Origin of the sequence: Streptomyces actinomycinicus (genome assembly GCF_016741775.1) — a bacterium.
Taxonomy (GTDB): domain Bacteria; phylum Actinomycetota; class Actinomycetes; order Streptomycetales; family Streptomycetaceae; genus Streptomyces; species Streptomyces actinomycinicus.
Genome location: NZ_JAERRK010000028.1, coordinates 1 through 23,933, shown reverse-complemented (window position 1 = coordinate 23,933; position 23,933 = coordinate 1). Strand labels below are relative to the sequence as shown.

Sequence of the window (23,933 nt, the reverse complement as noted above, 5' to 3'; positions counted from 1 at the left end):
TACCCCGGGCCCGTCATGAGCCGTATGTGTACAAAACCGAGGGGTGAAGTTTGACGTTCTGCACAGCGGCGTGGCGGGGCCGGGTGACGTATCCGGCGCCCGGACGGCGCACCCGGTCGAGGGTGCCGGCCGGTGGGTGGTGCATGCGGCGGTGCGTTCGGGGGCGTGCGTTCCGGCTGCGGTGGTGCGTTCGCGCTGCGGTGGTGCGTTCCGGCACGTGGCGCATCCGGTCGCGCCTCCGGCGCTGCGGTCGCACCCTGAAAGCGCCGGGCCCTCTTGGCAAGCGCGCCCTGCGAGGGGCACGGTGCCCAGGACGGCGGAGGCGCGGTGCCCCGGACGGGCAGTGTGCCCCCGCCCCGGAGTTCTGCCCGCAGAGTCTCACAGAGCCCGGTGTCTGCCCCTGAGGAGCCGACCATGCCCACGAAGATCCTGATCGTCACCGGCGACGCGGCGGAGTCCCTGGAGGTCCTCTACCCCTACCAGCGGCTCCGCGAGGAAGGCTACGACGTCCACATCGCCGCCCCCAGCCGCAAGACCCTCCGCTTCGTCGTCCACGACTTCGAACCCGGCTACGACACGTACACCGAGAAACCCGGCTACACCTGGCCCGCCGACCTGGCCTTCTCGGAGGTGGACCCCGGGGACTACGCGGCCCTCGTCATCCCGGGCGGCCGGGCCCCCGAGTACCTGCGCAACGACGGCGAACTGCGCAAGATCCTCAAGGCCTTCTTCGACGCGGACAAGCCGGTCGCCCAGATCTGCCACGGCCCGCTGCTCACCGCCGCGATCGACTCCCTCCGGGGCCGCCGGGTCACGGCGTACCCCGCGCTGGAGCCGGACATGCAGGCCGCCGGAGCGAGCTTCCAGGACGCCGAGGCGGTGGTCGACGGCACCCTGATCTCCGCTCGCGCCTGGCCGGACCACCCGGCATGGATGCGGGAGTTCCTGGGTGTCCTGCGGTCCAAGGCGCCGGTGAGCTGAGGAGGAACACCGGGTGAGCGGAGGGGGAGCGCCGGCCGGCTCAGGAGGAGCGCCCAGCCGGCTGACGAGGAGCGCCCGGCCGGCTGAGGAGGAGCAGGGGGCGCCGGGAGCCGGGGCGGCCGGGCGCCGGGGCCGGGCACCGGGGCCGGGGGCGCCGGGCGCCGGGGGCGCCGGGCGCCGGGGCCGGGGGCGTCGTCTCCGCTACGCGGCCGCCCTCCGTGCCTCCGCCACCGCGTCGGCCAGCGTGTCCACCACCGGAACGCCCACTTCCTCCAGGCTGGCCCGGCTGTGCGACCCGCCGGTGTACAACACGGCCCGCGCCCCCACGTACCGCGCGGCGACCGCGTCGTCCGCCGCGTCCCCGATCACCACGGTCCGCTCCAGAGCCACCGTGCCCGCCAGCGCCTCCAGGTGTCGCACCATGTGCTCGGCCTTGCTGCCCCCGGACGGCCCCGTGCGCCCGTCGACCCGTATGAAGTGCGCCTCGATCCCGAAGCCCCGCACCAGCGGTACCAGCTCCTCGTGCCCGTACATGCTCAGCAGCGACTGGCTGTGTCCTGCCGACCTCCACCCCGCGAGCAGTTCCTCCGCACCCTCGGTGAGCCGGCACCGCACCCGGTGCTCGGCGTAGTGCCGGTGGAAGACCCCGTCCATCAGTTCCCACTCGGTGTCGGTCGGCAGTCGCCCGAGCAGCCGCTCGTAGAACTTCGGCACCGGTACGCAGTACAGCGAGCGGTACTGCTCCAGCGTGATCGGTGCGAGCCCCAGCTCGGCGAAGGCCGCGTTCGTCGCCCCGATGATCGCGTCATTGTCGTGGAACAGCGTCCCGTTCCAGTCCCAGACGATGTGCGCGCTTCCGTGCATCCCCATGTCCAAGACCGTACCCGCCGCCACTGACAATCACGGCTCCGGCCCTGGTCAGACCCGTCCGACCAGGTTGGGGATCTCCTGGGTGGCGTACCAGAGCAGCTCGTGCTCGTCCGCCCCGTCCACGACGGACTGGGCGTCGTCGTCCCCGCCGTCCGCCGCCGCCAGCGCCTGTGCCGCCGCGGTGACCTCGGCCTCGGCGTCGTCGGCGTCGACGTGCACGGAGGCCGCCTTCGCGAGCGGCACCGTCACGGTCACGCTCACCTCACCGAAGGCGGACGGCTTGAGGGCACCGTCCGGGTCGACCCTCGCGGCACCGTCGGGCACGTCCACGGCGACGACGACCCGGCGCCGTGCCGCACCGGCGTCCGCCGCGAGGAGCCGCAGCGAGGCCAGCGCGGCCCGGCCGAGCGCCGCGTACTCCAGTTCCTCGATGTCCTCCGAGAGGTACCACTGGCGCAGCGCGGGCGTGACGGCGTACGCGACGAAGGGGCCGCTCCCCAGCTCACCCGTCTTGTGCGCCTCGGCGAGAGCGGGGAGGGTCAGGGGGACGTAGACGCGCATACCGGCCGCTCTTTCCTGGTCAGAGGCTCCGCTTGGGGGCTCCGGGGAGAGCGGCTGGCGCATCTCCCGGAGGGCCTTCAGGATACGTGCGCCCGTCCCCTTTCGGGTCCCTCACCACCCCCTCCCAGGCGTCACCTCCGCGCCCGGAACTCACCCTCCCCGGCCGCTTCTTCCCGGGCTCCGCACCCCCTGGATTCCCTCGGATAGGTGAACTCTCCACCCCCTCGCCGGCACTCCGCGCCTTCCTTGCAAGCCCCTTCCCCGCCCCGTACAAGATCCCCACCAGCGAGTTACCGCCCGGTATCGTCCGGGCCCGCCGAACGGGGACCCCAATGAACAAGGTCATGAGCCGCACCGCCCAGCCCCGCCCGCGGCACCGCCCGCCGACCCGTCGCGACTCCCGCCGTCCGGGTGGCGCCCCGCCGCGCGTGCCCAGCAGGCCGACGGCCACGGCCACCACACGCCCCGAGCCGCCGCGCGCCGCGCCCGAACCGGCCCTCAACCCGCCCCCGTCGGCCCGTACGGCGCCCACCACGGCCCGTACCGGGCCCGGAACCCCCCGCAACGCCGCCGGGACGGCCCACACCGGGCCCGGGACCGCCGCCCGGCAGCTCCGCCCCACCGACCTCTTCGCCGACCGCCTGCTGGCCGTCCTGAGCGGCCGCCGTCCCGTCCACTGGATGCTCCGCCACACCGCGGGCCGCGCCTACGACGAGCTGGCCCGCCTGGCCGAACGACGCCCCCTGCGCGCCCTCGGCCCGAGCCCGGTCGTCCACGACATCGGCTACTACGTCCCCAGCGAAGGCGCCCTGGAGGTCTTCGCCCGCATCGCCGCGGGCGACCAGCTGCGGGCGATGGCCTTCCGCCTGGAACTGGGCAAGGACCTGCGCTGGCGCTGCACAGCGGTAGAGACGGGCCCGCGGTAGCCCTGCGGGGCAGCGTGACGTGGATGCGGGCCCGCGGTCGCCCTGCGGGCCCGCATCGCGTGGACGAGGGCAGGCGGGACTGCAGGCACCTCGCGTGGATGCGGGCACGCTGGACTGCAGGCACCTCGCGTGGATGCGGGCACGCGGGACTGCAGGTCCGGAAGGCCGCTGAGTGGGTGCGGGCGGCCGCTGTGTGGGTGCGGGCGGCCGGGGAACCGAGTCGGCGCCGGCCACCGCAACTCCCCAGGGGCGCGGGGAACTGCGCGACCAGCCCCCACGCACCCGCACCTGCACGACGGGGCCTGCGGAGCTAACGTGGGCCCGCACCGACGCGACTCGCAGGCAGAGCCCACAACTCCGCTCCGACGCAGCAGAAAGGCCGGGCCCCCGCAAAGGAGACCCGGCCCTTCTTCAACGGCGGGGCGCCGCAGGCTGGCGTTGCCTACTTCTTGCGGCGTCGGCCGCCCTTCGCCTGACGCCGGCGCTCGGCGCGCGTGAGGCCGTCCGCCTCGGACCGCACCGGCTCGTCGTCCTCCAGGTCACGCTCGACGATGCCGCCCTCACCGTCCACGGTGGGCGCGGAGAAGTGCAGATCCCGCCGCTGCGGAACGTCCAGCCCCTTCGCGCGGATCTCCGGACGTGCACCCGCCTGCGCCGGCACGGTGTCCTGGACGCCCTCGGCGACCGGCTGGGCCTCCTCGACCGGGACCTCCTCGACCTGCTGCTCGACCTGGACCTCCAGGTTGAACAGGTAGCCGACGGACTCCTCCTTGATGCCGTCCATCATCGCGGAGAACATGTCGAAGCCCTCGCGCTGGTACTCGACCAGCGGGTCCTTCTGCGCCATCGCGCGCAGGCCGATGCCCTCCTGGAGGTAGTCCATCTCGTAGAGGTGCTCGCGCCACTTGCGGTCCAGCACCGACAGCACGACCCGGCGCTCCAGCTCACGCATGATCTCGGAGCCGAGCTGCGTCTCACGGGCCTCGTACTGCTCGTGGATGTCCTCCTTGATGGACTCCGAGATGAACTCGGCGGTGAGCCCGGCCCGGTCGCCGGCCGCCTCCTCCAGCTCCTCCACGGTGACCTTCACCGGGTACAGCTGCCGGAAGGCGCCCCACAGCCGGTCGAGGTCCCAGTCCTCGGGGAAGCCCTCGGCGGTCTCCGCGGCGATGTACGCGTCGATCGTGTCGTCCATGAAGTGATGGATCTGCTCCTGCAGGTCCTCGCCCTCCAGGACGCGCCGGCGCTCGCCGTAGATGACCTCGCGCTGCCGGTTGAGCACCTCGTCGTACTTCAGGACGTTCTTACGGGTCTCGAAGTTCTGCTGCTCGACCTGCGACTGCGCGGACGCGATCGCGCGGGTGACCATCTTGTTCTCGATCGGCACGTCGTCCGGCACGTTCGCCATCGACATCACGCGCTCGACCATCTGGGCCTTGAACAGGCGCATCAGGTCGTCGCCCAGGGAGAGGTAGAAGCGGGACTCGCCGGGGTCGCCCTGACGGCCGGAACGGCCGCGCAGCTGGTTGTCGATGCGCCGGGACTCGTGCCGCTCGGTGCCGAGGACGTAGAGGCCGCCGAGGGCCTCGACCTCGTCCTTCTCGGCCTTGACGGCCTGCTCGGCCTTCTCCAGGGCGGCGGGCAGCGCGTGCGCCCACTCCTCGATGTGCTCCTCGGGGTCGAGGCCGCGCTGGCGCAGCTCCGCCTCGGCGAGGTCCTCGGGGTTGCCACCGAGCTTGATGTCCGTACCACGGCCGGCCATGTTGGTGGCCACCGTGACGGCACCCTTGCGGCCGGCCTGGGCGACGATCTGCGCCTCGCGCTCGTGGTGCTTGGCGTTCAGCACCTCGTGCTGGATGCCGCGCTTGCTGAGCTGCTGCGAGAGGTACTCCGACTTCTCCACGGAGGTCGTGCCGACGAGGATCGGCTGGCCCTTCTCGTGCTTCTCCGCGATGTCGTCGACGACCGCCTCGAACTTGGCGACCTCGGTGCGGTAGATCAGGTCCGACTGGTCCTTGCGGACCATCGGCTTGTTGGTCGGGATCGGGACCACGCCGAGCTTGTAGATCTGGTGGAACTCGGCGGCCTCGGTCATCGCCGTACCGGTCATGCCGGAGAGCTTCGAGTAGAGGCGGAAGAAGTTCTGCAGGGTGATCGTGGCGAGCGTCTGGTTCTCGTCCTTGATGTCCACCCCTTCCTTCGCCTCGATCGCCTGGTGCATGCCCTCGTTGTAGCGGCGGCCGGCGAGGATACGGCCGGTGTGCTCGTCGACGATCATGACTTCGCCGTCGATGACGACGTAGTCCTTGTCGCGCTTGAACAGCTCCTTGGCCTTGATGGCGTTGTTCAGGTAGCCCACGAGGGGGGTGTTCACCGACTCGTAGAGGTTGTCGATGCCCAGCCAGTCCTCGACCTTGGAGACGCCGTTCTCGTGGATGGCGACCGTGCGCTTCTTCTCGTCGACGTCGTAGTCGCCGGTCTCCTCCAGGCCCTTGAGCGGGTTGCCCGCCTCGCCCCTCTTCAGGCGCGTGACCAGCTTGGCGAAGTCGCCGTACCACTTGGTGGCCTGGTCGGCCGGGCCGGAGATGATCAGCGGCGTACGGGCCTCGTCGACCAGGATGGAGTCGACCTCGTCGACGATGGCGAAGTTGTGGCCGCGCTGCACCAGCTCGTCCTTCGACCACGCCATGTTGTCGCGCAGGTAGTCGAAGCCGAACTCGTTGTTCGTGCCGTAGGTGATGTCGCAGTCGTACTGCTCGCGGCGCTGGGCCGGCGTCATGTTGGCGAGGATGCAGCCGACGCTCAGGCCCAGGAACTTGTGGACGCGGCCCATCATCTCGGAGTCGCGCTCGGCCAGGTAGTCGTTGACCGTGATGAGGTGCACGCCGTCGCCGGACAGGGCGTTCAGGTACGCCGGCAGCGTGCCGACGAGGGTCTTGCCCTCACCGGTCTTCATCTCGGCCACGTAGCCGAGGTGGAGGGCGGCGCCGCCCATCAGCTGCACATCGTAGTGGCGCTGGCCGAGGACGCGCTTGGCGGCCTCGCGCACGGTGGCGAACGCCTCGGGGAGCAGGTCGTCCAGGGACTCTCCGTCGGCGTACCGCTGCTTGTACTCCTCGGTGAGGGCGCGCAGCTCGGCGTCGGAGAGGTCGACGAAGTCCTCTTCGATGGAGTTGACCTGGTCCGCGATGCGGTGCAGCTTGCGCAGGATCTTGCCTTCGCCTGCACGCATGATCTTCGAGAGGACGGACACGGGGGCTGGTCTCCTTGCCGGTCGGGCCTGGGACGGTCGGTTTTCCTTCTACATACTGAGCAACGGCCATCGTATGCGAGGACCCGGCCGCGCCGGGAGGGCCTGGCTGCCTGGCGGCTGCTTCACCCGGGACAACGGACGGGGAACCGGGATAGTGCCGCATCGGCGCAGGGATTTGTGCGAAATGTGATCGCGCGCTCACGGATAGCGAAAACCGATGGCCTCCCCGGTGTGGCCGGATCAGAATCGGCCGATGGAACCCGTCACGCTCACCACCGACCGTCTCCGCCTGCGCGCCGTCGGGCCGGAGGACACCGAGGCGGTGCACGCGGCCGCCCAGGACCCCGACATCCAGCGCTGGACCACGATCCCCTCGCCCTACCTGCCCGAGCACGCGCGCGGCTTCACGCAGGAGACGGTTCCCGACGGCTGGTCCCACGGTTCGGCGTTCGCCTTCGGGGTGTTCCTCGGCGGCGGGGAACTGGCCGGGATGCTCGAGCTGACGATGCGCGGGCTGGCCGCCGCCGAGATCGGCTTCTGGGCGGCCAAGGAGCACCGCGGCCACGGCTACATCACCGAGGCCACGCTGGCCGCCTGCCGCTGGATCTTCACCGCGGCCGGCGTCGACCGGGTCGAATGGCGGGCCGAGGTCGGCAACCTCGCCTCCCGCGCGGTGGCCGAACGCGCGGGCTTCACCGTCGAGGGCACCCTGCGCTCGGCGCTCAACAACAAGGGAGTACGACGGGACTGCTGGGTCGGCTCCCTGCTCCCCTCGGACCTGGGCCTGCCGTCCACGGCCCCCTACCTGCCCGCGCGTTCCTGAGGAACGCGCAGCTCAGGACGGGCTGTCAGTGGCACCCTCTATCGTCCGACACATGACGACCCTTCCGCGCCCGACCACCACCCTCACCGCGGACGACGCCCGCCGTATCGCCCTGCGGGCCCAGGGCTTCCTCGGCGCGCCCGACCGGCGGTCCGGTGTCCGCGGGGTGCTGCGCCACCTCGGCGCGGTGCAGCTCGACACGATCTCGGTCCTCGCCCGCTCCCACGAACTCGTGCCGTACGCGCGCCTGGGCGCGGTGGGCCGCAAGACCGTGGAGGCCGCTTACTGGTCGGACGCCCACGCCTTCGAGTACTGGTCGCACGCGGCCTGCATCCTCCCCGTCGAGGAGTGGCCGCACTTCGCCTTCCGCCGCCGCGCCTACCGCAACCGCCCGCACTGGAACCACGAACTCCCCGACGGCGCCTACGAGCAGGTCGTCAAACAGCTGCGCGCGGAGGGCCCGCTGACCGCCACGGAACTGGGCGGCGCGAAGAAGACGAACGAGTGGTGGGACTGGTCGGGCACCAAGGTCGCCGTGGAGCGCGCGCTGATGTACGGCGAGGTGGTGTGCGTGGAGCGGCGCGGCTGGAAGCGGGTGTACGACCTGGCGGAGCGCGCGGTCCCGCAGGCGCTGCTGCACGACGAGCTGGACGACGCCGAGTGCCTGCGCCGCCTGGTCCGGCTGGCCGGTGAGTCCCTCGGTGTCGGCACCCGCGCGGACATCGCCGACTACCACCGCCTGAAGGGCGAGCAGGTGGACGCGGTGATCGCCGACTCGGGTCTGGTGCCGGTGGAGGTCGAGGGCTGGGCCAAGCCGGCCTGGGCCGATCCGGAGGCCCTGGCGACGCCGCCGCGGGGCCGGCACCGCACCACGCTGCTGTCGCCGTTCGACTCGCTGATCTGGGAGCGGGCGCGCACGGAGCGGATCTTCGGCTTCAGCCACCGGCTGGAGGCGTACGTCCCCAAGCCGAAGCGCGTCCACGGATACTTCGCGATGCCGGTGCTCGCGGGCGGCCGGCTGGTCGGGCGTGTCGACCCGGCCCGAGAGGGCCGCACGCTGGTGGCCAGGCAGGTGACCCTGGAGGGTCCCAAGGCGGTCCCGGGGGTCGCCCAGGCTCTGGTCGAGGCCGCGACGTGGGTGAACTGCACGGACGTCCGCGTGGAGCGCGTGGACGCCCCCGAGCTGCGCGAGCCCCTGAACAGGGAACTCGCCGGTCTGCTCGGGTAGCCCCCGCCCTAGCGGATCTCGAGGATCTTCTCCCGCATGGCGTAGACCACGGCCTCCATCCTGGAGTGCAGCTGCAGCTTCTCCAGGATGTTGCGGACGTGGTTCTTCACGGTGTTCTCGGAGATGAACAGTTCCTTGGCGATGTCACGGTTGTTCATCCCGGTGGCGACGAGCTTGAGGACCTCCAGCTCCCGGTCGGTCAGCCGGGGCGCCGGCACCAGCCGGCGCTCGTCGGTGCGCTGGATCATCGACTTGAACTCGGTGAGGAGTTTCGACGCCATCGAGGGGCTGATCTGCGACTGGCCGTCGGCCACCGCTCGGATGGCGGTGGCCACCTCGTCGGTCGAGATCTCCTTGAGCAGGTATCCCGTGGCACCGGCCTTGATCGCGTCGTAGAGGTCGGCCTCCTCGTCGCTGATCGTCAGCATGATGATCTTGGCGCTGGGGGCGACCTCCTTGATGGAGGTGCAGGCCTCGATCCCGCCGCGCTTGGGCATGCGGACGTCCATCAGCACGATGTCGGGCAGCAGGTCGGCGGCCTTGTCGACGGCCTCGGCGCCGTCGCCCGCCTCACCGACGACCTGGATGTCCTCCTCGGCCGCGAGCACGATCTCCAGGCCGCGCCGGAAGAGGGCGTGGTCGTCCACGACCAGGACTCTGATCGGCTCCCTGCGAAGTGAGCCGGCGTCCGTGCTCATGCCGATGTCATCGTCGTCGGCGTCCCCGTCCCGCATCGGTCCGAAGGTGTCCGCCATCGTTCCTCCCCCTGAAGGCTGTGGCCTGTGGTCCTGTGCCATCGCCAACCCAAGGCAGCGGCCCACCGGTTGGGCCGGTCCGGCCATGATTTCATGCCCGGGCGACACAGAGGTGACGTGCGGGGCGCGAAGTGGTCGCACACCGGTGCCCCTGGGGGCGCACACGCGCGCGCTCCAGGGGCACCGGCTCAGCTTCAGCCGGGTGGGTCAGCCGCCCAGCGTGCCCCCTGCCGCGTGGGGCTGCGCCTCGGTGACCATCGGGTCCGTGCTGAGGTGGATCACGCCGTAGTCGTAGGCGTGGCGCCGGTAGACGACGCTCGGCTCCTTGGTCTCGGAGTCGACGAACAGGTAGAAGTCGTGGCCGACCAGTTCCATCTCGTAGAGAGCCTGGTCGAGGGTCATCGGGGAGGCGACGTGTGTCTTCTCGCGGACGATGAGGGGGCCTTCTCCCGTGACCTCCAGCGAGCCGATCTTCTTCGTCGGCACGCCCTCCGTCTCCTCTGCCGGGACGGGGACGCCGTCGCTGGTCAGCGTCGCCACACCGGGGACGTGGTCGGCGACCTCTGCCGCGGGGATCCGGCGCGCGCCTCGGCGCGAGAACCGCTTGTCGTGCTGCTTGCGCAGGCGGGCATCCAGCTTCTCGGCCGCCAGGTCGAGTGCCGCGTACGGGTCGCTGGCCGCTGCCTCCGCCCGGATCACCGGACCGCGGGAGCGGAGCGTGATCTCCACTCGGTCACTGCGGTCGGCCTGACGGGGGTTGGGCTCCTTGGACACCTCGACGTCGAGGCTGATCACCTTGGCATCGAGCCTCTGGATCTTCTCCAGCTTCAGCTTCTCGGCCACGTGCTTGCGGAACCGCTCGGGCACCTCGGTCTTGCGGCCTTTGACGACGATGTCCACGCAGAACTCCGTTCCCGGATCGCTCCGCTGCATCGGCGGAGCATCTCCCTTTTGCACCAGGTCCGGTGATCACCGGACCGCGGACTCGGTGACTTCCACCTCCTCCTCCCCCAAGGGCGAGATCTGCACCCCACCGGTGCGGGTGATTGCGGAAAACCCGCAGCACGGCATTCGGATATGAGAGGTGTGGCCTGCGCCTTTCCTCTCAACCGAACATATCTCGCCCGGACGGATGTCGTCACCCTCTACTGCGACGTACCTCCGTTCAGGTGAATTACCCGTCTCACTACCTGCAACGATGCAGGTAGACGGTCAGTTCCTGGTTATTTCGAGGGAATCGAGAGGCGCGGCGATCACGGCGGCGTGGAGAACCTGCCCGAGGGCGTTCGGCACCGCCATTTCCGGTGCACTGTGCATCCACTCCGTCCACTCCGTCCGGGCACCGATCCGTCGTTCCTCCCTACCTTCCCGGGTTACGGCCGCATACACGAGTGGCCCTCCATCACGGCGGGATACCGTCGCCTCCCGCAGCGCTCGCGCCGCCTCCGCGAGGGTGGCCCCCGTCGTCATGAGGTCGTCGACCAGCACGACGGGACCCGCACCGAGCAGCCGGGCGCCGCCGGCAGCCACCTCCAGCGCACCCGCGACGTTCTCCAGGCGCCGCCGGGCGTCCAGCCCGGCCTGGTCCGCGACGGCCCGCCGCTGGCGCAGCACGGCCGCCACCCGGGCCGGTGTCCCGGTGCGCCGCAGCTCGCCGGCCGCAGCGAGCGCCATCCGCCGCACCGGATCGTGCCCACGCGCCCGCACGGCCCACCGGGCGGAGGGCACGGGCACCAGCAGCACAGGCCCGCGCCAAGACCACCCGGCCGTTCCCACACCAGCGCCGCGCCCGGCACCGGGCCGCCCAGCAGATCCCACAGCCGCCCCGCGCCCGGCACCCGGCCGCCCAGCAGGCCCCACAGCCGCCCCTTGCCCGTCGAGCCCCGCTCGCGCGGCTCCCGCCAGCGCCGTACCCAGCGCGCCCGCGAGCGCCAGCGCACCCCGCTCCTTGTGCGCCAGGAGCAGCGCACGGACCTCGTCGGCGTACGGCGCAACGGCGTACACCGCCGGCAGCCCGGCAGGCTCCGGTGCCGGACGCGCCCGCCGCGCCGCCGCACCGTCCAGTGCCGCCCGGCACCGCGGGCACAGCGCCGTACGAGGTGCCCCGCAGCCCGCGCAGTCGGCCGGGAGCACCAGGTCGGTGAGGTCGTGCCACCACCCCCGCATGCCCACCACTGTGCCGACGCCGGCACGGACCGGCCACCCCTGTGGACAACGCCCTGTGGACAACCCGGGGCAGCGAAGCCGACGCGTCACTCACACGGCCGACGGGCGGCACACCCGTGCGCCGCCGCGAAAGCAGCTGCGGGGTGCCGCCGCGGAAACAGGTCCGGGATGCCACCGCGAAGGCAGGCACAGAGTGCCGCCGCGGAAGCAGGTCCGGGGTGCCGCCGCGGAAGCAGGTCCGGGATGCCACCGCGGAAGCAGGCGCAGGGTGCCGCCGCGGCGCCGGCCGCGTCCTCAGCCCGGATAGACCGGCGCCGTACCGTCCTTGTCGATCTTCTGCCACTGCGCACCGGACGGCAGTCGCACGATCCCGTCCTCGGAGTAGGCCACCAGTGGCACCCGCTCGTCCTCGGACGCGGCGACCGCCTTCACCCCGGTGAGCGCACCCGGCGCCGGCGCGTCGAGCGTGGAGCCGTCGACCTGGACGTAGCGCATCTGCTGCACGCCGCCCTGCTCTTGGCCCACGACGAGCAGCCGGCTGTCCCCGGCCCAGGAGATCGCGCTGACCTCCTCCAGGTCCGGTGCCGCCGGGCGCAGCCCGTCCACGGAGATGCCCTGCCCGGTGCCGTCGTCGCGCTGGATCCGTCCGATGAGCAGGGACTGCTTGCCGTCCTTCTCCACGACCAGGGCGATCCGCGCCCCGTCGGCGGCCACCCTCGCGTCCTTGATCTGACCGGACAGGTCCGGGACGGCGACCTGCTCCGGATCGGCGACGCCCTGCTCCAGGACGAACACCCGCGCCCGGTGCGGATCACGGTCGGCCACCCACAGGTCGCCGCGGGCGTCCCAGCTCGGGGTGGTCAGCCGGTCGGCGGGCTTCGTACCGGCACTGGTCACCACCGCGTCGCCGAGCGAGCCACCCGACGCCAGCGACGCCACGTACAGCGACCTGCCCTGGTCGGCCACGCCGGCCGCGGTGCGCTCGTCCCGTGACACCGCCACCGACTGCAGCACCTTGCCGGTCTCGCCCAGCGGACCCGGCACCGGAACGGCGCCGGTGCCGGTGCTCCCGGTCGGCATCCGCACCACCCGGTGCTTGCCGTCGAGGAAGTACAGGTACTCGGGGCGCTTGGCCGACCCGTGCCAGGCGGCGGACTCGGCGCGCTCCCCGGTCAGCTCGCAGAGCCGGTCGCCACCGGCGCCCTGCAGCTCGACGGACTGCAGCGTCGGCGCCAGGTTGCGCAGGGTGAACAGCACCTGGGTGGCCATTTCGGTGCACTTGCTCGCCGCGACCCGGGACGCCTTGAGGTTCAGCGGCACCGTCACCTTGTTCTGGTCGTCCGGCGCCAGGCCCGACACGTCCTTCTGCAGCGCCGTGCCGGTCGGGAAGCTGGACCTGACCACCGGCTCGAGCCAGGTGGTGGGCCCGGTCAGCAGCGAGCGGACCATCTGCGTCATCGCGTCGACCTTGCTGCGCACGACCACCGGGTCGGCGACCGTCACCGGCTCCCCGCCCGCCCCGACCGCCGTGTTGGAGGCGAAGTAGTACTTGTCGACGGACGTGTAGTTCCGCTGGAAGTCCGACTTGCCCATGACGACACCGTCGGGGAGTCCGTCGATGCGCCACTGCCCGCTCTTGGGGTTCTTCGTGAGGTGCAGCTTCTTGCGGTACGGGCCGGCGGCGGGCTGGTACGCCTGCTGATCGTCGACCGTGGCGACCTTGGTGCCGGCCAGCACGCAGGTGACGCTGTTGGTCTCCTCGCGGCCGCCGGGGCGGCAGTCGGTCTCGAGGCTCGGCCCGTTCACCAGGACCGTGGTCGACCGCTCCGGCCGCCAGGCGTTCGCGGCGTCGGGCGACAGGTATTTGCGGGCCGTGTCGTACTCCGGGTCGTCGCTGGTCAGCGCCTCCAGGAAGCCCTGCATGATTTCGCCGGGACCGGCACCGTCGGCCGGCGGCATCGCGAACACCCGGACTCCGGTCTCCTGCCGGGGCGTGGACTCCACGTCCCGCAGGTCACCGTTGTCGGGCATCGAGGCGCACCCGGCCAGCAGAACGACCCCCAGAGCGGTGCACGCCGCCCCGCGTCCCGGCCGCCGCCGTGCGCCCCCCGTGCGGTCAGCGGCCACGAAATTCCTCCCCTGGATCCGTCGAATCCTCCGTTGCGACCGCGTCCGCCGGAGCAGTGTCCGGTCGCGTCGCATCGGGCTGAGCCACATCCGATCGCGCCGCGTCCGCCCGAGCCACGTCCGATCGCGCCGTGTCCGACCGCGCCGTGTCGGGCCGGGCCCTGTCCGCGTCGGGTGCCGGCCGTGCGGCGGGCCCGTCGCCGGGGCGCGGTGTGCCACCCGTCGGCCTGGGGACCACGCGCGCGCCGTTGCCGTTGCCGGGCAGGGCGGTCGGGCCTGCGGCCGGGGCGACGGCGGACAGCCGCGGCGCGAGCGACGCCCCGGGCGCCAGCGCCGGTGGCTGGGCACCGCCCTGCTGCACCGGAACGGTCGCCCGCTTCTCGTCGCCGCCGCGGGCCGGGCCGGCGGCGTCGAGACCGCGGTTGCGACGTGAGTCCTTGGGCTCCAGCGGTATCGGCGACCCCCGCAGCGGCTCGTCCGCGGTCCTCGGCAGCGTCAGCCGGAACTGCGAGCCGCCGCCCGGTTCGCCCCAGGCCTGCAGCCAGCCGCCGTGCAGCCGGGCGTCCTCCAGGGCGATCGACAGCCCGAGACCCGTACCGCCGGTGGTACGCGCGCGTGCCGGGTCGGCCCGCCAGAACCGGCTGAACACACGGGTCGCCTCGCCCGGCTTCAGCCCGACGCCGTAGTCGCGTACGGCGATGGCCACCGCCCCGCCCGCCGCGGCGAGCTTGACGACGACGTCCTTGCCCTCGCCGTGCTCGACGGCGTTGACCACGAGGTTGCGCAGGACGCGCTCCAGGCGCCGGGCATCGGCCTCGGCCACGACGGGCTGCTGGTCGCCGACGACCCGTATGTGGGTGCCCTTGCGCTCGGCGAGCGGTTCGGCACCGCTGACGACCCGGCGGACGACCTCCCTGAGGTCTATCGGCTCGGCCTCCAGCGCCGCCGCGCCCGCGTCGAACCGGCTGATCTCCAGCAGGTCGGCGAGCAGCGACTCGAACCGGTCCAGCTGGTCGGCGAGCAGCTCCGCCGACCGGGCGGTCACCGGATCGAAGTCCTCGCGCGCCTCGTGGATGACGTCGGCGGCCATCCGTACGGTCGTCAGCGGCGTCCTCAGCTCGTGCGAGACGTCGGAGACGAACCGCCGCTGCATCCGGGACAGGTCCTCCAGCTGCTGGATCTTGACCTGGAGGTTCTGCGCCATCTTGTTGAAGGCCTCGCCCAGGCGGGCGATGTCGTCCTCGCCGGTGACCTTCATCCGTTCCTGCAGCCGCCCGGCGGAGAGCCGCTCGGCGATCCCGGCCGCCATCCGCACCGGCGTGACGACCTGCCGCACCACCAGCCAGGCGATGGCACCGAGCAGGACGACGACGAACAGCCCGGCGGTCGCCAGGGTGCCCTTGACCAGGCTCAGGGACTTCTCCTCCTGCGTGAGCGGGAAGAGGTAGTACAGCTCGTACGGTCGGCCGTTGGGGTCGTTGACCTGCTTGCCGATGACCAGTGCCGGCTGGGACTCCTTGCCGTTGGAGTAGACGATCCGCGTGTAGCTCTGGGCGGCCGTCGTACCGCCGTTGACCCGCTCACGCAGGCTCGCGGGCACGCTGGAGGTCGGATTGACGTTCCCGGAGCCACGCGGGCTGCGGCCGCCGCCGGCGTCGTCGCCCACGGGCAGCGTCGCCACGTCGAAGGCGCCCGCACCGCCGCTGGACAGCGACTCCACGAGGTCGCTCATCCACGGGATGACGTTCTGCGACTGCCGGCCGTCCGCCGTGGCGGTGCCGTCGGCGGTGCCTGTCCCGGCAGCCGCGCCGGTACCACCGGCCGCTTCGTCGGCCTTCTGCTTGGCCACCGCGAAACCGCCCGTGGCCTGGCTCTGCGAGGCCTTCACCTTCGCGTCCAGCAGGCCGTTTCGCACCTGCCCGATCACGACGAAGCCCAGCAGCAGGACAACGCCCAGGGACATCAGCAGGGTCGTGGCGACGACCCTCAGCTGGATGTTGCGCCGCCACAGCCGCATCACCGGCAGCAGCGGACGGCGCACCCAGCGCAGGAACAGCCGGAGGACCGGGCTGCCCTGGACTCCGCCCTGCAGCAGCCCGCCCTCGAACAGACGCCTCACACGCGCACCCACCGTCCGGCCGACAGGCCGCCCCGGGCGGCCCCCGGACCGGCCGGGAGCCGAAGCGGCACTGTCCCCGGACATGTCAGCTGGGTCCGGCCTTGTAACCGACACCACGGACGGTCACCACGATCTCCGGCCGCTCCGGGTCCTTCTCGACCTTGGAGCGCAGCCGCTGGACGTGCACGTTGACGAGCCGCGTGTCGGCCGCGTGCCGGTAGCCCCACACCTGCTCGAGCAGCACCTCGCGGGTGAACACCTGCCACGGCTTGCGCGCGAGCGCGACCAGCAGGTCGAACTCGAGCGGGGTCAGCGCGATCGACTGCCCGTCCCGCTTCACCGAGTGGCCGGCCACGTCGATGACCAGGTCACCTATGGTCAGCTGCTCCGGCGCCGGCTCCTCCGACCTGCGCAGCCGCGCCCGGATACGGGCCACCAGCTCCTTGGGCTTGAACGGCTTGACGATGTAGTCGTCGGCGCCCGACTCCAGGCCCACGACAACGTCGACGGTGTCGCTCTTCGCCGTGAGCATCACGATCGGCACGCCGGACTCGGCCCGGATCAGCCGGCACACCTCGATGCCGTCCCGGCCGGGCAGCATCAGGTCGAGGAGCACCAGGTCGGGCTTGGACTCACGGAAAGCGGCCAGCGCCTTGTCGCCGTCGGCTACGAAAGACGGCTCAAAACCTTCACCACGCAGCACAATGCCGAGCATCTCGGCCAGTGCGGTGTCGTCGTCGACGACAAGGACTCGTCCCTTCATAAACGACATCATCCCATTCTCATAACAGCGACAGGCGCCCTGGTGAGGGAGGTCACTGGCCGGTGACCATAGCCGCACGGAGCCGTCACTGTCTGCCCCCGCCCGCCGGTTGCCCGGCAGATCCGCCCCGGACCGCGCCGCCGGGAGCCCGGACCGGCCGTTTCCCACGGCCGCCGGACCGCGCCGCCGGAGGCCGGACGGGCCGTTTCCCACGGCCGCCGGACCGGGCGCGGGCAGGCCGGAGCGGCGGCCGCGCGGCGGTGAGCGCCATGTCAGCGCCACCGCGGAGAACGGCCGCCCGCGTCCGCTTCGTCAGGCGGCGGTCCGTCCCTGCCCGGCGCACAGCTCCGCAAGAGCCTCGGCCGTCACGGGTGAAACGACCCCTTCCTCGGTGACGACGGCCGTGATCAGCTCCGGCGGCGTCACGTCGAACGCCGGGTTGTACGCCTGCGTCCCCAGGGGCGCCACCGGAATTCCGCCGCCCGCTCCCGCCACCGGCACCTGCGGCGCTGAAAGCTCGGTCACCTCGAAGCCCGGCCGCTGCTCGACCTCGATGGACGCCCCGTCCGCAGTGGCCGGATCGACCGTGGTCACCGGCGCCACCACGATGAACGGCACGTGGTGGTACCGGGCGAGCACGGCGAGCGGATAGCTCCCCACCTTGTTCGCCACCGAGCCGTCGGCCGCGATCCGGTCCGCCCCGATCAGCACCGCGTCCACCTCACCCGCCGCGAACAGGGAACCCGCCGCGTTGTCGGTGAGCAGGGTGTACGCCATGCCACTGCGGGCCGCCTCGTACGCCGTCAGGCGCGCGCCCTGCAGCAACGGACGCGTCTCGTCCACCCACAGCCGCCGCAGCCGCCCCGCCCGGTGCGCCGCCAGCGTCACCGCGAAGGCCGTGCCCTCCCCACCCGACACCAGCGACCCGCTGTTGCAGTGGGTGAGGATCCGGTGCCCGCCACCGGGCAGCAACTCGTCCAGCAGCGCCAGACCATGGGCGGCCATCCGGGTGCTGGCGACGGCGTCCTCCTGGTGCAGCGCCCGCGCCGCGGCCAGCGCCGCCACGGCACCGGCGGTCGGGTCGCCGGTGGCGGCCAGCGCCTCCTGGTGCGCGGCCTGAGCCCGGCGCACACCGACGGACAGGTTCACCGCGGTGGGCCTGGCTTCTTCGAGCGCCCGCGCCGCCTCGGCCACGTCGAAGCCGCGCGCGGCGGCGAGCGCGACGCCGTACGCCCCCGCGATGCCGAGCAGCGGGGCCCCGCGCACGGCGAGCGAACGGATCGCCTCCACCAGCGCCGGCGCGTCCGTGCACACCAACTCGACTTCTTCGGCCGGGAGCCTCGTCTGGTCGAGGAGGACCAGCACGGGACCTTCTGGTGGTTCCTCCCAACGGATCACCGGTATCTGGGTCGGCCGCCTGTCCTCGCCGGTTCGCGCCTGCTGATCAGCCATGCCGTCAGTCTGCCCCGGATCCGGCGGACAATTGAAGGTGTCCAGCCCATACCGCGGCCGGTACCCCGGTGACCAGCCCATGGCACGATGGCTGCCAACCTGCCGCCGCGACCGCGGACGGGCACCGAGAAGGAGTTTCGATGACAGACACTCCGGGCTGGGCCTCGCCCGGATCCGCCCCGTCGTCCGAGGGGCGGGAACCCGGTGCGTCCCACCCCTCCGACCGACCCGGCCCCGCCGAGCCCGAGCCGCAGCCGGGCAGCGAATCGCAGGGCCCGGGCGGGAAGTGGTCGAAGGAGCAGCCGCCACCGGGCCAGTGGTCCGCGCCCACGGGTGCCCCCGACCCCAACCAGGCCCCGCCGCCCCCACCCCCCGGCCCGGGCTGGGGCGGCCGGCCGCCCGGCGCTCCCGGCCCCGGCGGCTACGGTCCCGGCCCCGGCGGCTACGGTCCCGGCCCGGGCGGCTACGGCCCCGGCGGCTACGGAGGCGGTGGTCACGGAGGACCTCCCGCGGCGCCCGGCGGCTACGGCACCCCGGGCGGCTACCCCGCCTGGGGCGGCGGCTGGGGCGGACCCCCGCCCGCCGCCAAGCCCGGTGTCATCCCGCTGCGCCCGCTCGGCGTCGGCGAGATCCTCGACGGCGCCGTCTCCACCATGCGCACCTACTGGCGCACGGTCCTCGGTATCTCGCTGGCCGTCGCCCTGTTCGTGGACACCAGCCTGGTCCTGCTGCAGGGTTTCGTCCTCAACGACGCCCTCAGCCAGTCCTCCCTGGACAGCCGGACGGCCACCCCCGACGAGGTGTTCCGCGCCCTGCGCGAGACGATGATCGGCACCGGCATCATGACGGTCATCACGGTGGCCGCCATGATCGTCGCAACGGCGCTGCTCACGACCGTCACCAGCCGGGCCGTGCTCGGCAAGCCGGTCAGCACTGGCGAGGCCTGGCGTGAGTCCCGCCCGCAACTCCCCAAGCTGGCCGGGCTGCTCATACTGCTCGGCCTGATCACCGTCGGCGTGATCGTGGCCGGGACACTGCCCGGCATCCTCGTCCTGGCCGGCGGAGGCAGCGACTCCGGCGGAGCCGCCCTGTTCGCCCTGGGCATCCTGGCCGCCATCGTCGTCGCGGTGTGGCTGGCCATCCGCTTCTCCCTGGCCGCGCCCGCCCTGATGCTCGAACGACAGGGCGTCCTGAAGTCCATGAGCCGCTCCGCCAAGCTGGTGCGCGGCTCCTGGTGGCGCATCCTCGGCATCCAGTTGCTGGCCGGACTGATCGCCAACATCGTCTCGGCGCTCGTCACCATCCCCTTCGCCCTCATCGGCGCCGCCGTGAGCGACGACGGAATGGACAACTTCCTCGCCACGAGCGGCGGACACGTCGGCTGGGCGTTCCTGATCATCCGCGGGATCGGCTCCCTGATCGGCACCACGCTCACCCTCCCGATCAGCGCCGGCGTCACCGTGCTCCTCTACATCGACCAGCGCATCCGCCGCGAGGCCCTCGACCTCGAACTGGCCCGCGCCGCCGGTGTGCAGGGCTACGGCACCGGCCCGGTCCCCGGGAGCTGATGCGGTGAGCCTCACGGGGGGAGTTCTCATGGCAGCGGCCCCGCCCGGCGCCACCGGCAGGGTCGTACCGACCCTGCTGCGAGCGGCACACGGGGCCCTGCCGGCCGCCGGCTCGGGCGACGAACCGCCGGTCACCATCGGGCGCGATGCCGCCCGGGAGGCGGCCCGGCGCGAACTGTCCAAGCGGATGTACCACGAGAACGACCCGAGCCTGCTCCAACGCGCTCTGAACGCGTTCTGGGACTGGGTCGACCGGCTGTTCAGCTCGGCCGCGTCGGCGACGCCCGGCGGCGCGGCGGGCCTGGTCGTCGTGATCCTCTTCGTCGTCGCCGTCCTGGCCGCCCTGTGGTGGCGTCTCGGCACCCCGCGCCGCCTGCCCGCCTCCGCCGCCGTTCTGTTCGGCGACCGCCCCCGCAGCGCCGCCGAACACCGAGCGGCCAGTGAGGCCCATGCCGCCCAGGGCCACTGGAACCAGGCGGTCCAGGAACGCATGCGAGCCCTCGTCCGCTCCCTGGAGGAACGGGCCCTGCTCGACTCACGCCCCGGCCGCACCGCCGACGAAGCAGCCGCCGAGGCCGGCCGCGTACTTCCCGCGCACACCGACCGACTGCGCGCCGCCGCCCAGGAGTTCGACGGCGTCACGTACGGCGGGCGCAGGGCGAGCGAACAGTCGTACCAGCGCATGGCCGCACTCGACCGCGACCTGGAACGCACCAGTCCCAGCCTCGCCGCCGACGCCACCAGCACGGCCCACAGCAGCCGCCAGGGGGTCACCCGGTGACCACCGAGGCCACGCCCACGACCACCTCCGCCGCGCCCACGGCGGCCGGGACGGCCACTTCCACGCCGCCCCGCCGTCAGCTGTGGACCCGCTCCCGAGGCATCGCGCTCGCCGTCGTACTCATCCTGGCAGCGGCCGTCGCCATGGCCGCCGTACGCTCCACCACTCGCCACGGCGACCTGGACCCGCGCTCCCCCGACCCCTACGGCAGCCGCGCCGTCGCCCAACTCCTCGCCGAGCGCGGCGTCTCCACGCGCGTGGTCACCACACTCGACGAGGCACGCGCCGCCGCCGGCCCCGACACCACCCTCCTGGTCGCCGTACCCGACCGGCTGACCCACCGTCAGCAGGACCGGTTGCACGGGACCACCGCAACCTCCGGCGGCCGCACCGTGCTCCTCGCAGCCGGCAGCTGGTCCGTCGAGCGGCTCGCCCCCGGGGTCACCGCGGACCCCGCCACCAGCGGCGACCCCACGCTCGCCCCGCACTGCACCCTGCCCGAAGCCCGGCGCGCAGGAACCGCCGACACCGGCGGCATCCGCTACACCACCACCCACCTCGACGCCGACTCCTGCTATCCCAGCGAGCGCCTCGCCACCCTGCTGCGCATCCCCGCGGCCTCCGGGGACGGCGACACCGTCGTCCTCGGCGCGCCCGACATCCTCTACAACGACCGCCTCGACGAGCAGGGCAACGCCTCGCTCGCCCTCCAACTCCTCGGCTCCCGCCCCCATCTGGTCTGGTACCTCCCCTCGCTGTCCGACGCCTCCGCCACCGGCACCGGCGAGCGGAAGAACTTCCTCGACCTGCTCCCTTCGGGCTGGCTCTGGGCCACCCTGCAGCTGTTCGTCGCAGCGGTCCTCGCCGCCTTCTGGCGGGCCCGCCGCTTCGGCCCCCTCGTGACCGAGAGGCTCCCCGTCGCGATCCGCGCCTCGGAGACCGCCGAAGGCCGGGCCCGCCTCTACCGCAACGCCAACGCCCGCGACCGCGCGGCCACCGCTCTCCGTGCCACCACCCGCACCCGGCTCGCCCCCCTCGTCGGCGTCCCCCTCGCCCGGGCGCACACGCCCGAGGCCCTGCTTCCCGCCCTGTCCGCCCACCTCTCCGGCGACGGACAGGCCCTGCACCACCTGCTCTTCGGACCGCCGCCCGGCGACGACGCGGCCCTCATCAGACTGACCGACCAACTCGACGCCCTCGAAAGAGAGGTACGCCGTTCATGATGGACCCGACCACTGACAACGCCGGGCGGACCGGGGACGCAGGCACCGCACGCGCCTCCCTGGAAGCCCTGCGCGCCGAGATCGCCAAAGCCGTGGTCGGCCAGGACCCCGCCGTGACCGGCCTCGTCGTCGCCCTCCTCTGCCGCGGACACGTACTGCTCGAAGGAGTTCCCGGGGTCGCCAAGACGTTGCTCGTCCGGGCGCTCGCGTCCGCACTCGAACTCGACACCAAGCGGGTTCAGTTCACTCCGGACCTGATGCCGAGCGACGTCACCGGCTCCCTCGTCTACGACACCCGCACCGCCGCGTTCTCCTTCCAGCCCGGCCCGGTCTTCACCAACCTGCTCCTCGCGGACGAGATCAACCGCACCCCGCCCAAGACCCAGTCCTCCCTGCTGGAGGCGATGGAGGAGCGCCAGGTCACGGTCGACGGCACCCCGCGCCCGCTGCCCGAACCGTTCCTGGTCGCCGCCACCCAGAACCCGGTCGAGTACGAGGGCACCTACCCCCTCCCCGAAGCCCAACTCGACCGCTTCCTGGTGAAACTGACGATCCCTCTGCCCTCGCGGCAGGACGAGATCGATGTGCTGACCCGTCATGCCGCCGGCTTCAACCCGCGCGACCTGCGCGCCGCCGGCGTGCGCCCCGTCGCCGGCCCGGCCGACCTCGAGGCGGCCCGTGCCGCGGTCGCCACGACGACCGTGTCCCCCGAGATCACCGCCTACGTCGTGGACATCTGCCGGGCGACCCGCGAGTCGCCCTCCCTGACCCTCGGAGTCTCCCCCCGCGGCGCCACCGCCCTGCTCGCCACCTCGCGCGCCTGGGCCTGGCTGACGGGCCGCGACTACGTCATCCCCGATGACGTGAAGGCCCTCGCCCTGCCCACCCTGCGCCACCGGATCCAGCTACGCCCCGAGGCGGAGATGGAGGGCGTGACCCCGGACTCGGTCATCAACGCCATCCTCGCCCACGTCCCGGTCCCCCGCTGATGGCCCTCACCGGACGCGCCGCCCTCATCGCGGCCCTCGGCTCGGTCCCCGTCGGCATCCTGGAACCCGGCTGGACCGGCATCCTCGCGGTCAACGGCCCCCTGGCCCTGGCCTGCGCCTGCGACTACGCGCTGGCCGCGCCGGTACGACGTCTCGTGCTGACCCGCTCCGGCGACACCGCCACCCGGCTCGGCGAGACCGCCGACGTCACCCTCACGATCACCAATCCGTCCCGCCGACCGCTGCGGGCCCGGCTGCGGGACGCCTGGCCGCCGAGCAGCTGGCAGCCGGGCACGGAGGTCGAAGCCTCCAGGCACCGGCTGACCGTGCCTCCGGGCGAACGCCGGCGCGTGACGACCCGGCTGCGCCCCACCCGTCGCGGGGACCGCCGGGCCGACCGCGTGACGATCCGCTCCTACGGCCCCCTCGGCCTGTTCTCCCGCCAGGGCGCCCACCAGGTGCCCTGGACGGTACGAGTCCTGCCGCCGTTCACCAGCCGCAAGCATCTTCCGTCGCGGCTCGCCCGACTGCGCGAACTCGACGGCCGCACCAGTGTCCTGACCCGCGGTGAGGGAACGGAATTCGACAGCCTGCGCGAGTACGTCCCCGGCGACGACACCCGGTCGATCGACTGGCGAGCCACCGCCCGCCAGTCCGCGGTCGCCGTCCGAACCTGGCGCCCGGAGCGCGACCGTCACATCCTCCTGGTCCTGGACACGGGCCGCACGTCGGCCGGCCGGGTGGGTGACACCCCGCGCCTGGACGCATCCATGGACGCCGCCCTGCTGCTGGCGGCGCTCGCTTCTCGTGCGGGCGACCGCGTGGACCTGCTGGCCTACGACCGCCGGGCACGTGCCCTGGTCCAGGGCCGCTCGGCCGGTGACGTGCTGCCGTCCGTGGTGAACGCGATGGCCGCGCTGGAACCGGAACTCGTGGAGACGGACGCTCGGGGGCTCACGGCCACTGCTCTGCGCACGGCGCCGCGGCGTTCGCTGATCGTTCTTTTCACGACCCTGGACGCGGCACCGGTGGAGCAGGGGCTGCTTCCCGTGCTTCCGCAGCTCACCCAGCGCCACACCGTTCTGGTGGCGTCGGTGGCGGATCCGCACATCGCCCGGATGGCGCAGGCCCGGGGCAGTGTGGAAGCGGTGTACGAGGCGGCGGCTGCCGCTCAGGCGCAGAGCGAGCGCAGTCGTACGGCGGAGCAGTTGCGTCGGCACGGGGTGACGGTGGTGGACGCGACGTCGGCGAACCTGGCGCCGGCTCTGGCGGATGCCTACCTCGCTCTCAAGGCGGCGGGACGACTCTGATTCGGGCGTCCCCCCGCCCCGCCGAGCTTTTGACAAGG

General features: G+C 72.5%; 19 protein-coding genes. 9 read left to right on the top strand and 10 right to left on the bottom strand.

Features of this window, described 5'->3' with window-relative positions; translation table 11 throughout:
* The first annotated feature begins 414 nt into the window (after positions 1–414).
* Positions 415–981, top strand: coding sequence for a DJ-1/PfpI family protein (locus JK359_RS34960; RefSeq protein ID WP_201843660.1), 567 nt, complete (start codon positions 415–417; stop codon positions 979–981).
* 201 nt (positions 982–1,182) lie between these two features.
* On the opposite strand, the gene JK359_RS34955 is transcribed toward JK359_RS34960, so the two are convergent.
* Positions 1,183–1,851 (bottom strand): HAD family hydrolase, encoded by a 669-nt coding sequence (locus JK359_RS34955; RefSeq protein ID WP_201843659.1) that lies wholly within the window; start codon positions 1,849–1,851, stop codon positions 1,183–1,185.
* Between the two features lie 48 nt (positions 1,852–1,899).
* Positions 1,900–2,412, bottom strand: coding sequence for a DUF6912 family protein (locus JK359_RS34950; protein ID WP_201843658.1), 513 nt, complete (start codon positions 2,410–2,412; stop codon positions 1,900–1,902).
* 332 nt (positions 2,413–2,744) lie between these two features.
* Between JK359_RS34950 and JK359_RS34945 the strand changes: the two genes are divergently transcribed.
* Positions 2,745–3,338: an Rv3235 family protein gene (locus JK359_RS34945; protein WP_201843657.1), complete on the top strand. Its 594-nt coding sequence runs from the start codon at positions 2,745–2,747 to the stop codon at positions 3,336–3,338.
* Positions 3,339–3,780: 442 nt separating this feature from the next.
* Here the strand turns inward: JK359_RS34945 and secA are convergent, their stop codons facing one another.
* The gene (gene secA, locus JK359_RS34940; protein ID WP_201843656.1) at positions 3,781–6,591 is read right to left on the bottom strand and encodes a preprotein translocase subunit SecA; all 2,811 of its coding nucleotides are present in this window, start codon (positions 6,589–6,591) and stop codon (positions 3,781–3,783) included.
* A gap of 253 nt (positions 6,592–6,844) precedes the next feature.
* On the opposite strand from secA, the gene JK359_RS34935 reads away from it, so the two are divergent.
* Together JK359_RS34935 and JK359_RS34930 are read left to right on the top strand one after the other, a co-directional pair.
* Positions 6,845–7,414 (top strand): GNAT family N-acetyltransferase, encoded by a 570-nt coding sequence (locus JK359_RS34935; RefSeq protein WP_201843655.1) that lies wholly within the window; start codon positions 6,845–6,847, stop codon positions 7,412–7,414.
* Positions 7,415–7,466: 52 nt separating this feature from the next.
* Positions 7,467–8,642 carry a winged helix-turn-helix domain-containing protein gene (locus JK359_RS34930; protein ID WP_201843654.1) on the top strand — a complete coding sequence of 392 codons (1,176 nt, stop codon included), beginning with the start codon at positions 7,467–7,469 and terminating at the stop codon, positions 8,640–8,642.
* Positions 8,643–8,650: 8 nt separating this feature from the next.
* Here the strand turns inward: JK359_RS34930 and JK359_RS34925 are convergent, their stop codons facing one another.
* The 7 genes from JK359_RS34925 to mtnA all read right to left on the bottom strand — a co-directional run bounded on the left by JK359_RS34925 (position 8,651) and on the right by mtnA (position 18,024).
* The gene (locus tag JK359_RS34925; RefSeq protein ID WP_201843653.1) at positions 8,651–9,397 is read right to left on the bottom strand and encodes a response regulator; all 747 of its coding nucleotides are present in this window, start codon (positions 9,395–9,397) and stop codon (positions 8,651–8,653) included.
* Positions 9,398–9,604: 207 nt separating this feature from the next.
* A complete protein-coding gene (gene hpf, locus JK359_RS34920) occupies positions 9,605–10,297 on the bottom strand; it encodes a ribosome hibernation-promoting factor, HPF/YfiA family (protein WP_372445515.1) in 693 nt (230 codons plus the stop codon).
* A gap of 312 nt (positions 10,298–10,609) precedes the next feature.
* On the bottom strand, positions 10,610–11,563 hold the full coding sequence (locus JK359_RS34915; RefSeq protein WP_201843651.1) for a ComF family protein: 954 nt from the start codon (positions 11,561–11,563) through the stop codon (positions 10,610–10,612).
* Positions 11,564–11,857: 294 nt separating this feature from the next.
* Positions 11,858–13,690 carry an LpqB family beta-propeller domain-containing protein gene (locus JK359_RS34910; protein WP_201843650.1) on the bottom strand — a complete coding sequence of 611 codons (1,833 nt, stop codon included), beginning with the start codon at positions 13,688–13,690 and terminating at the stop codon, positions 11,858–11,860.
* Positions 13,680–15,893 (bottom strand): MtrAB system histidine kinase MtrB, encoded by a 2,214-nt coding sequence (gene mtrB, locus JK359_RS34905; RefSeq protein WP_236678935.1) that lies wholly within the window; start codon positions 15,891–15,893, stop codon positions 13,680–13,682. Before mtrB ends, JK359_RS34910 begins: the two co-directional genes overlap by 11 nt.
* Position 15,894: 1 nt before the next feature.
* The gene (gene mtrA, locus JK359_RS34900) at positions 15,895–16,584 is read right to left on the bottom strand and encodes a two-component system response regulator MtrA (protein WP_187279108.1); all 690 of its coding nucleotides are present in this window, start codon (positions 16,582–16,584) and stop codon (positions 15,895–15,897) included.
* Between the two features lie 300 nt (positions 16,585–16,884).
* A complete protein-coding gene (mtnA, locus tag JK359_RS34895; protein WP_201843649.1) occupies positions 16,885–18,024 on the bottom strand; it encodes an S-methyl-5-thioribose-1-phosphate isomerase in 1,140 nt (379 codons plus the stop codon).
* 140 nt (positions 18,025–18,164) lie between these two features.
* Here mtnA and JK359_RS34890 point away from each other — a divergent pair, with 140 nt between their 5' ends.
* From JK359_RS34890 to JK359_RS34870, 5 genes are read left to right on the top strand one after another with little or no spacing between them, the layout of a single operon-like run.
* Positions 18,165–19,592, top strand: a complete 1,428-nt coding sequence (locus tag JK359_RS34890; RefSeq protein ID WP_201843648.1) for a glycerophosphoryl diester phosphodiesterase membrane domain-containing protein — start codon at positions 18,165–18,167, stop codon at positions 19,590–19,592.
* A 28-nt stretch (positions 19,593–19,620) separates the two neighbouring features.
* On the top strand, positions 19,621–20,373 hold the full coding sequence (locus tag JK359_RS34885; RefSeq protein ID WP_201843647.1) for a DUF4129 domain-containing protein: 753 nt from the start codon (positions 19,621–19,623) through the stop codon (positions 20,371–20,373).
* Positions 20,370–21,596 (top strand): DUF4350 domain-containing protein, encoded by a 1,227-nt coding sequence (locus JK359_RS34880; RefSeq protein ID WP_201843646.1) that lies wholly within the window; start codon positions 20,370–20,372, stop codon positions 21,594–21,596. Before JK359_RS34885 ends, JK359_RS34880 begins: the two co-directional genes overlap by 4 nt.
* Positions 21,596–22,585 carry an AAA family ATPase gene (locus JK359_RS34875; RefSeq protein ID WP_201843711.1) on the top strand — a complete coding sequence of 330 codons (990 nt, stop codon included), beginning with the start codon at positions 21,596–21,598 and terminating at the stop codon, positions 22,583–22,585. The genes JK359_RS34880 and JK359_RS34875 overlap by 1 nt, the downstream gene beginning before the upstream one ends.
* Positions 22,585–23,895, top strand: a complete 1,311-nt coding sequence (locus JK359_RS34870; protein WP_201843645.1) for a DUF58 domain-containing protein — start codon at positions 22,585–22,587, stop codon at positions 23,893–23,895. The genes JK359_RS34875 and JK359_RS34870 overlap by 1 nt, the downstream gene beginning before the upstream one ends.
* The last annotated feature ends 38 nt before the right edge of the window (positions 23,896–23,933 follow it).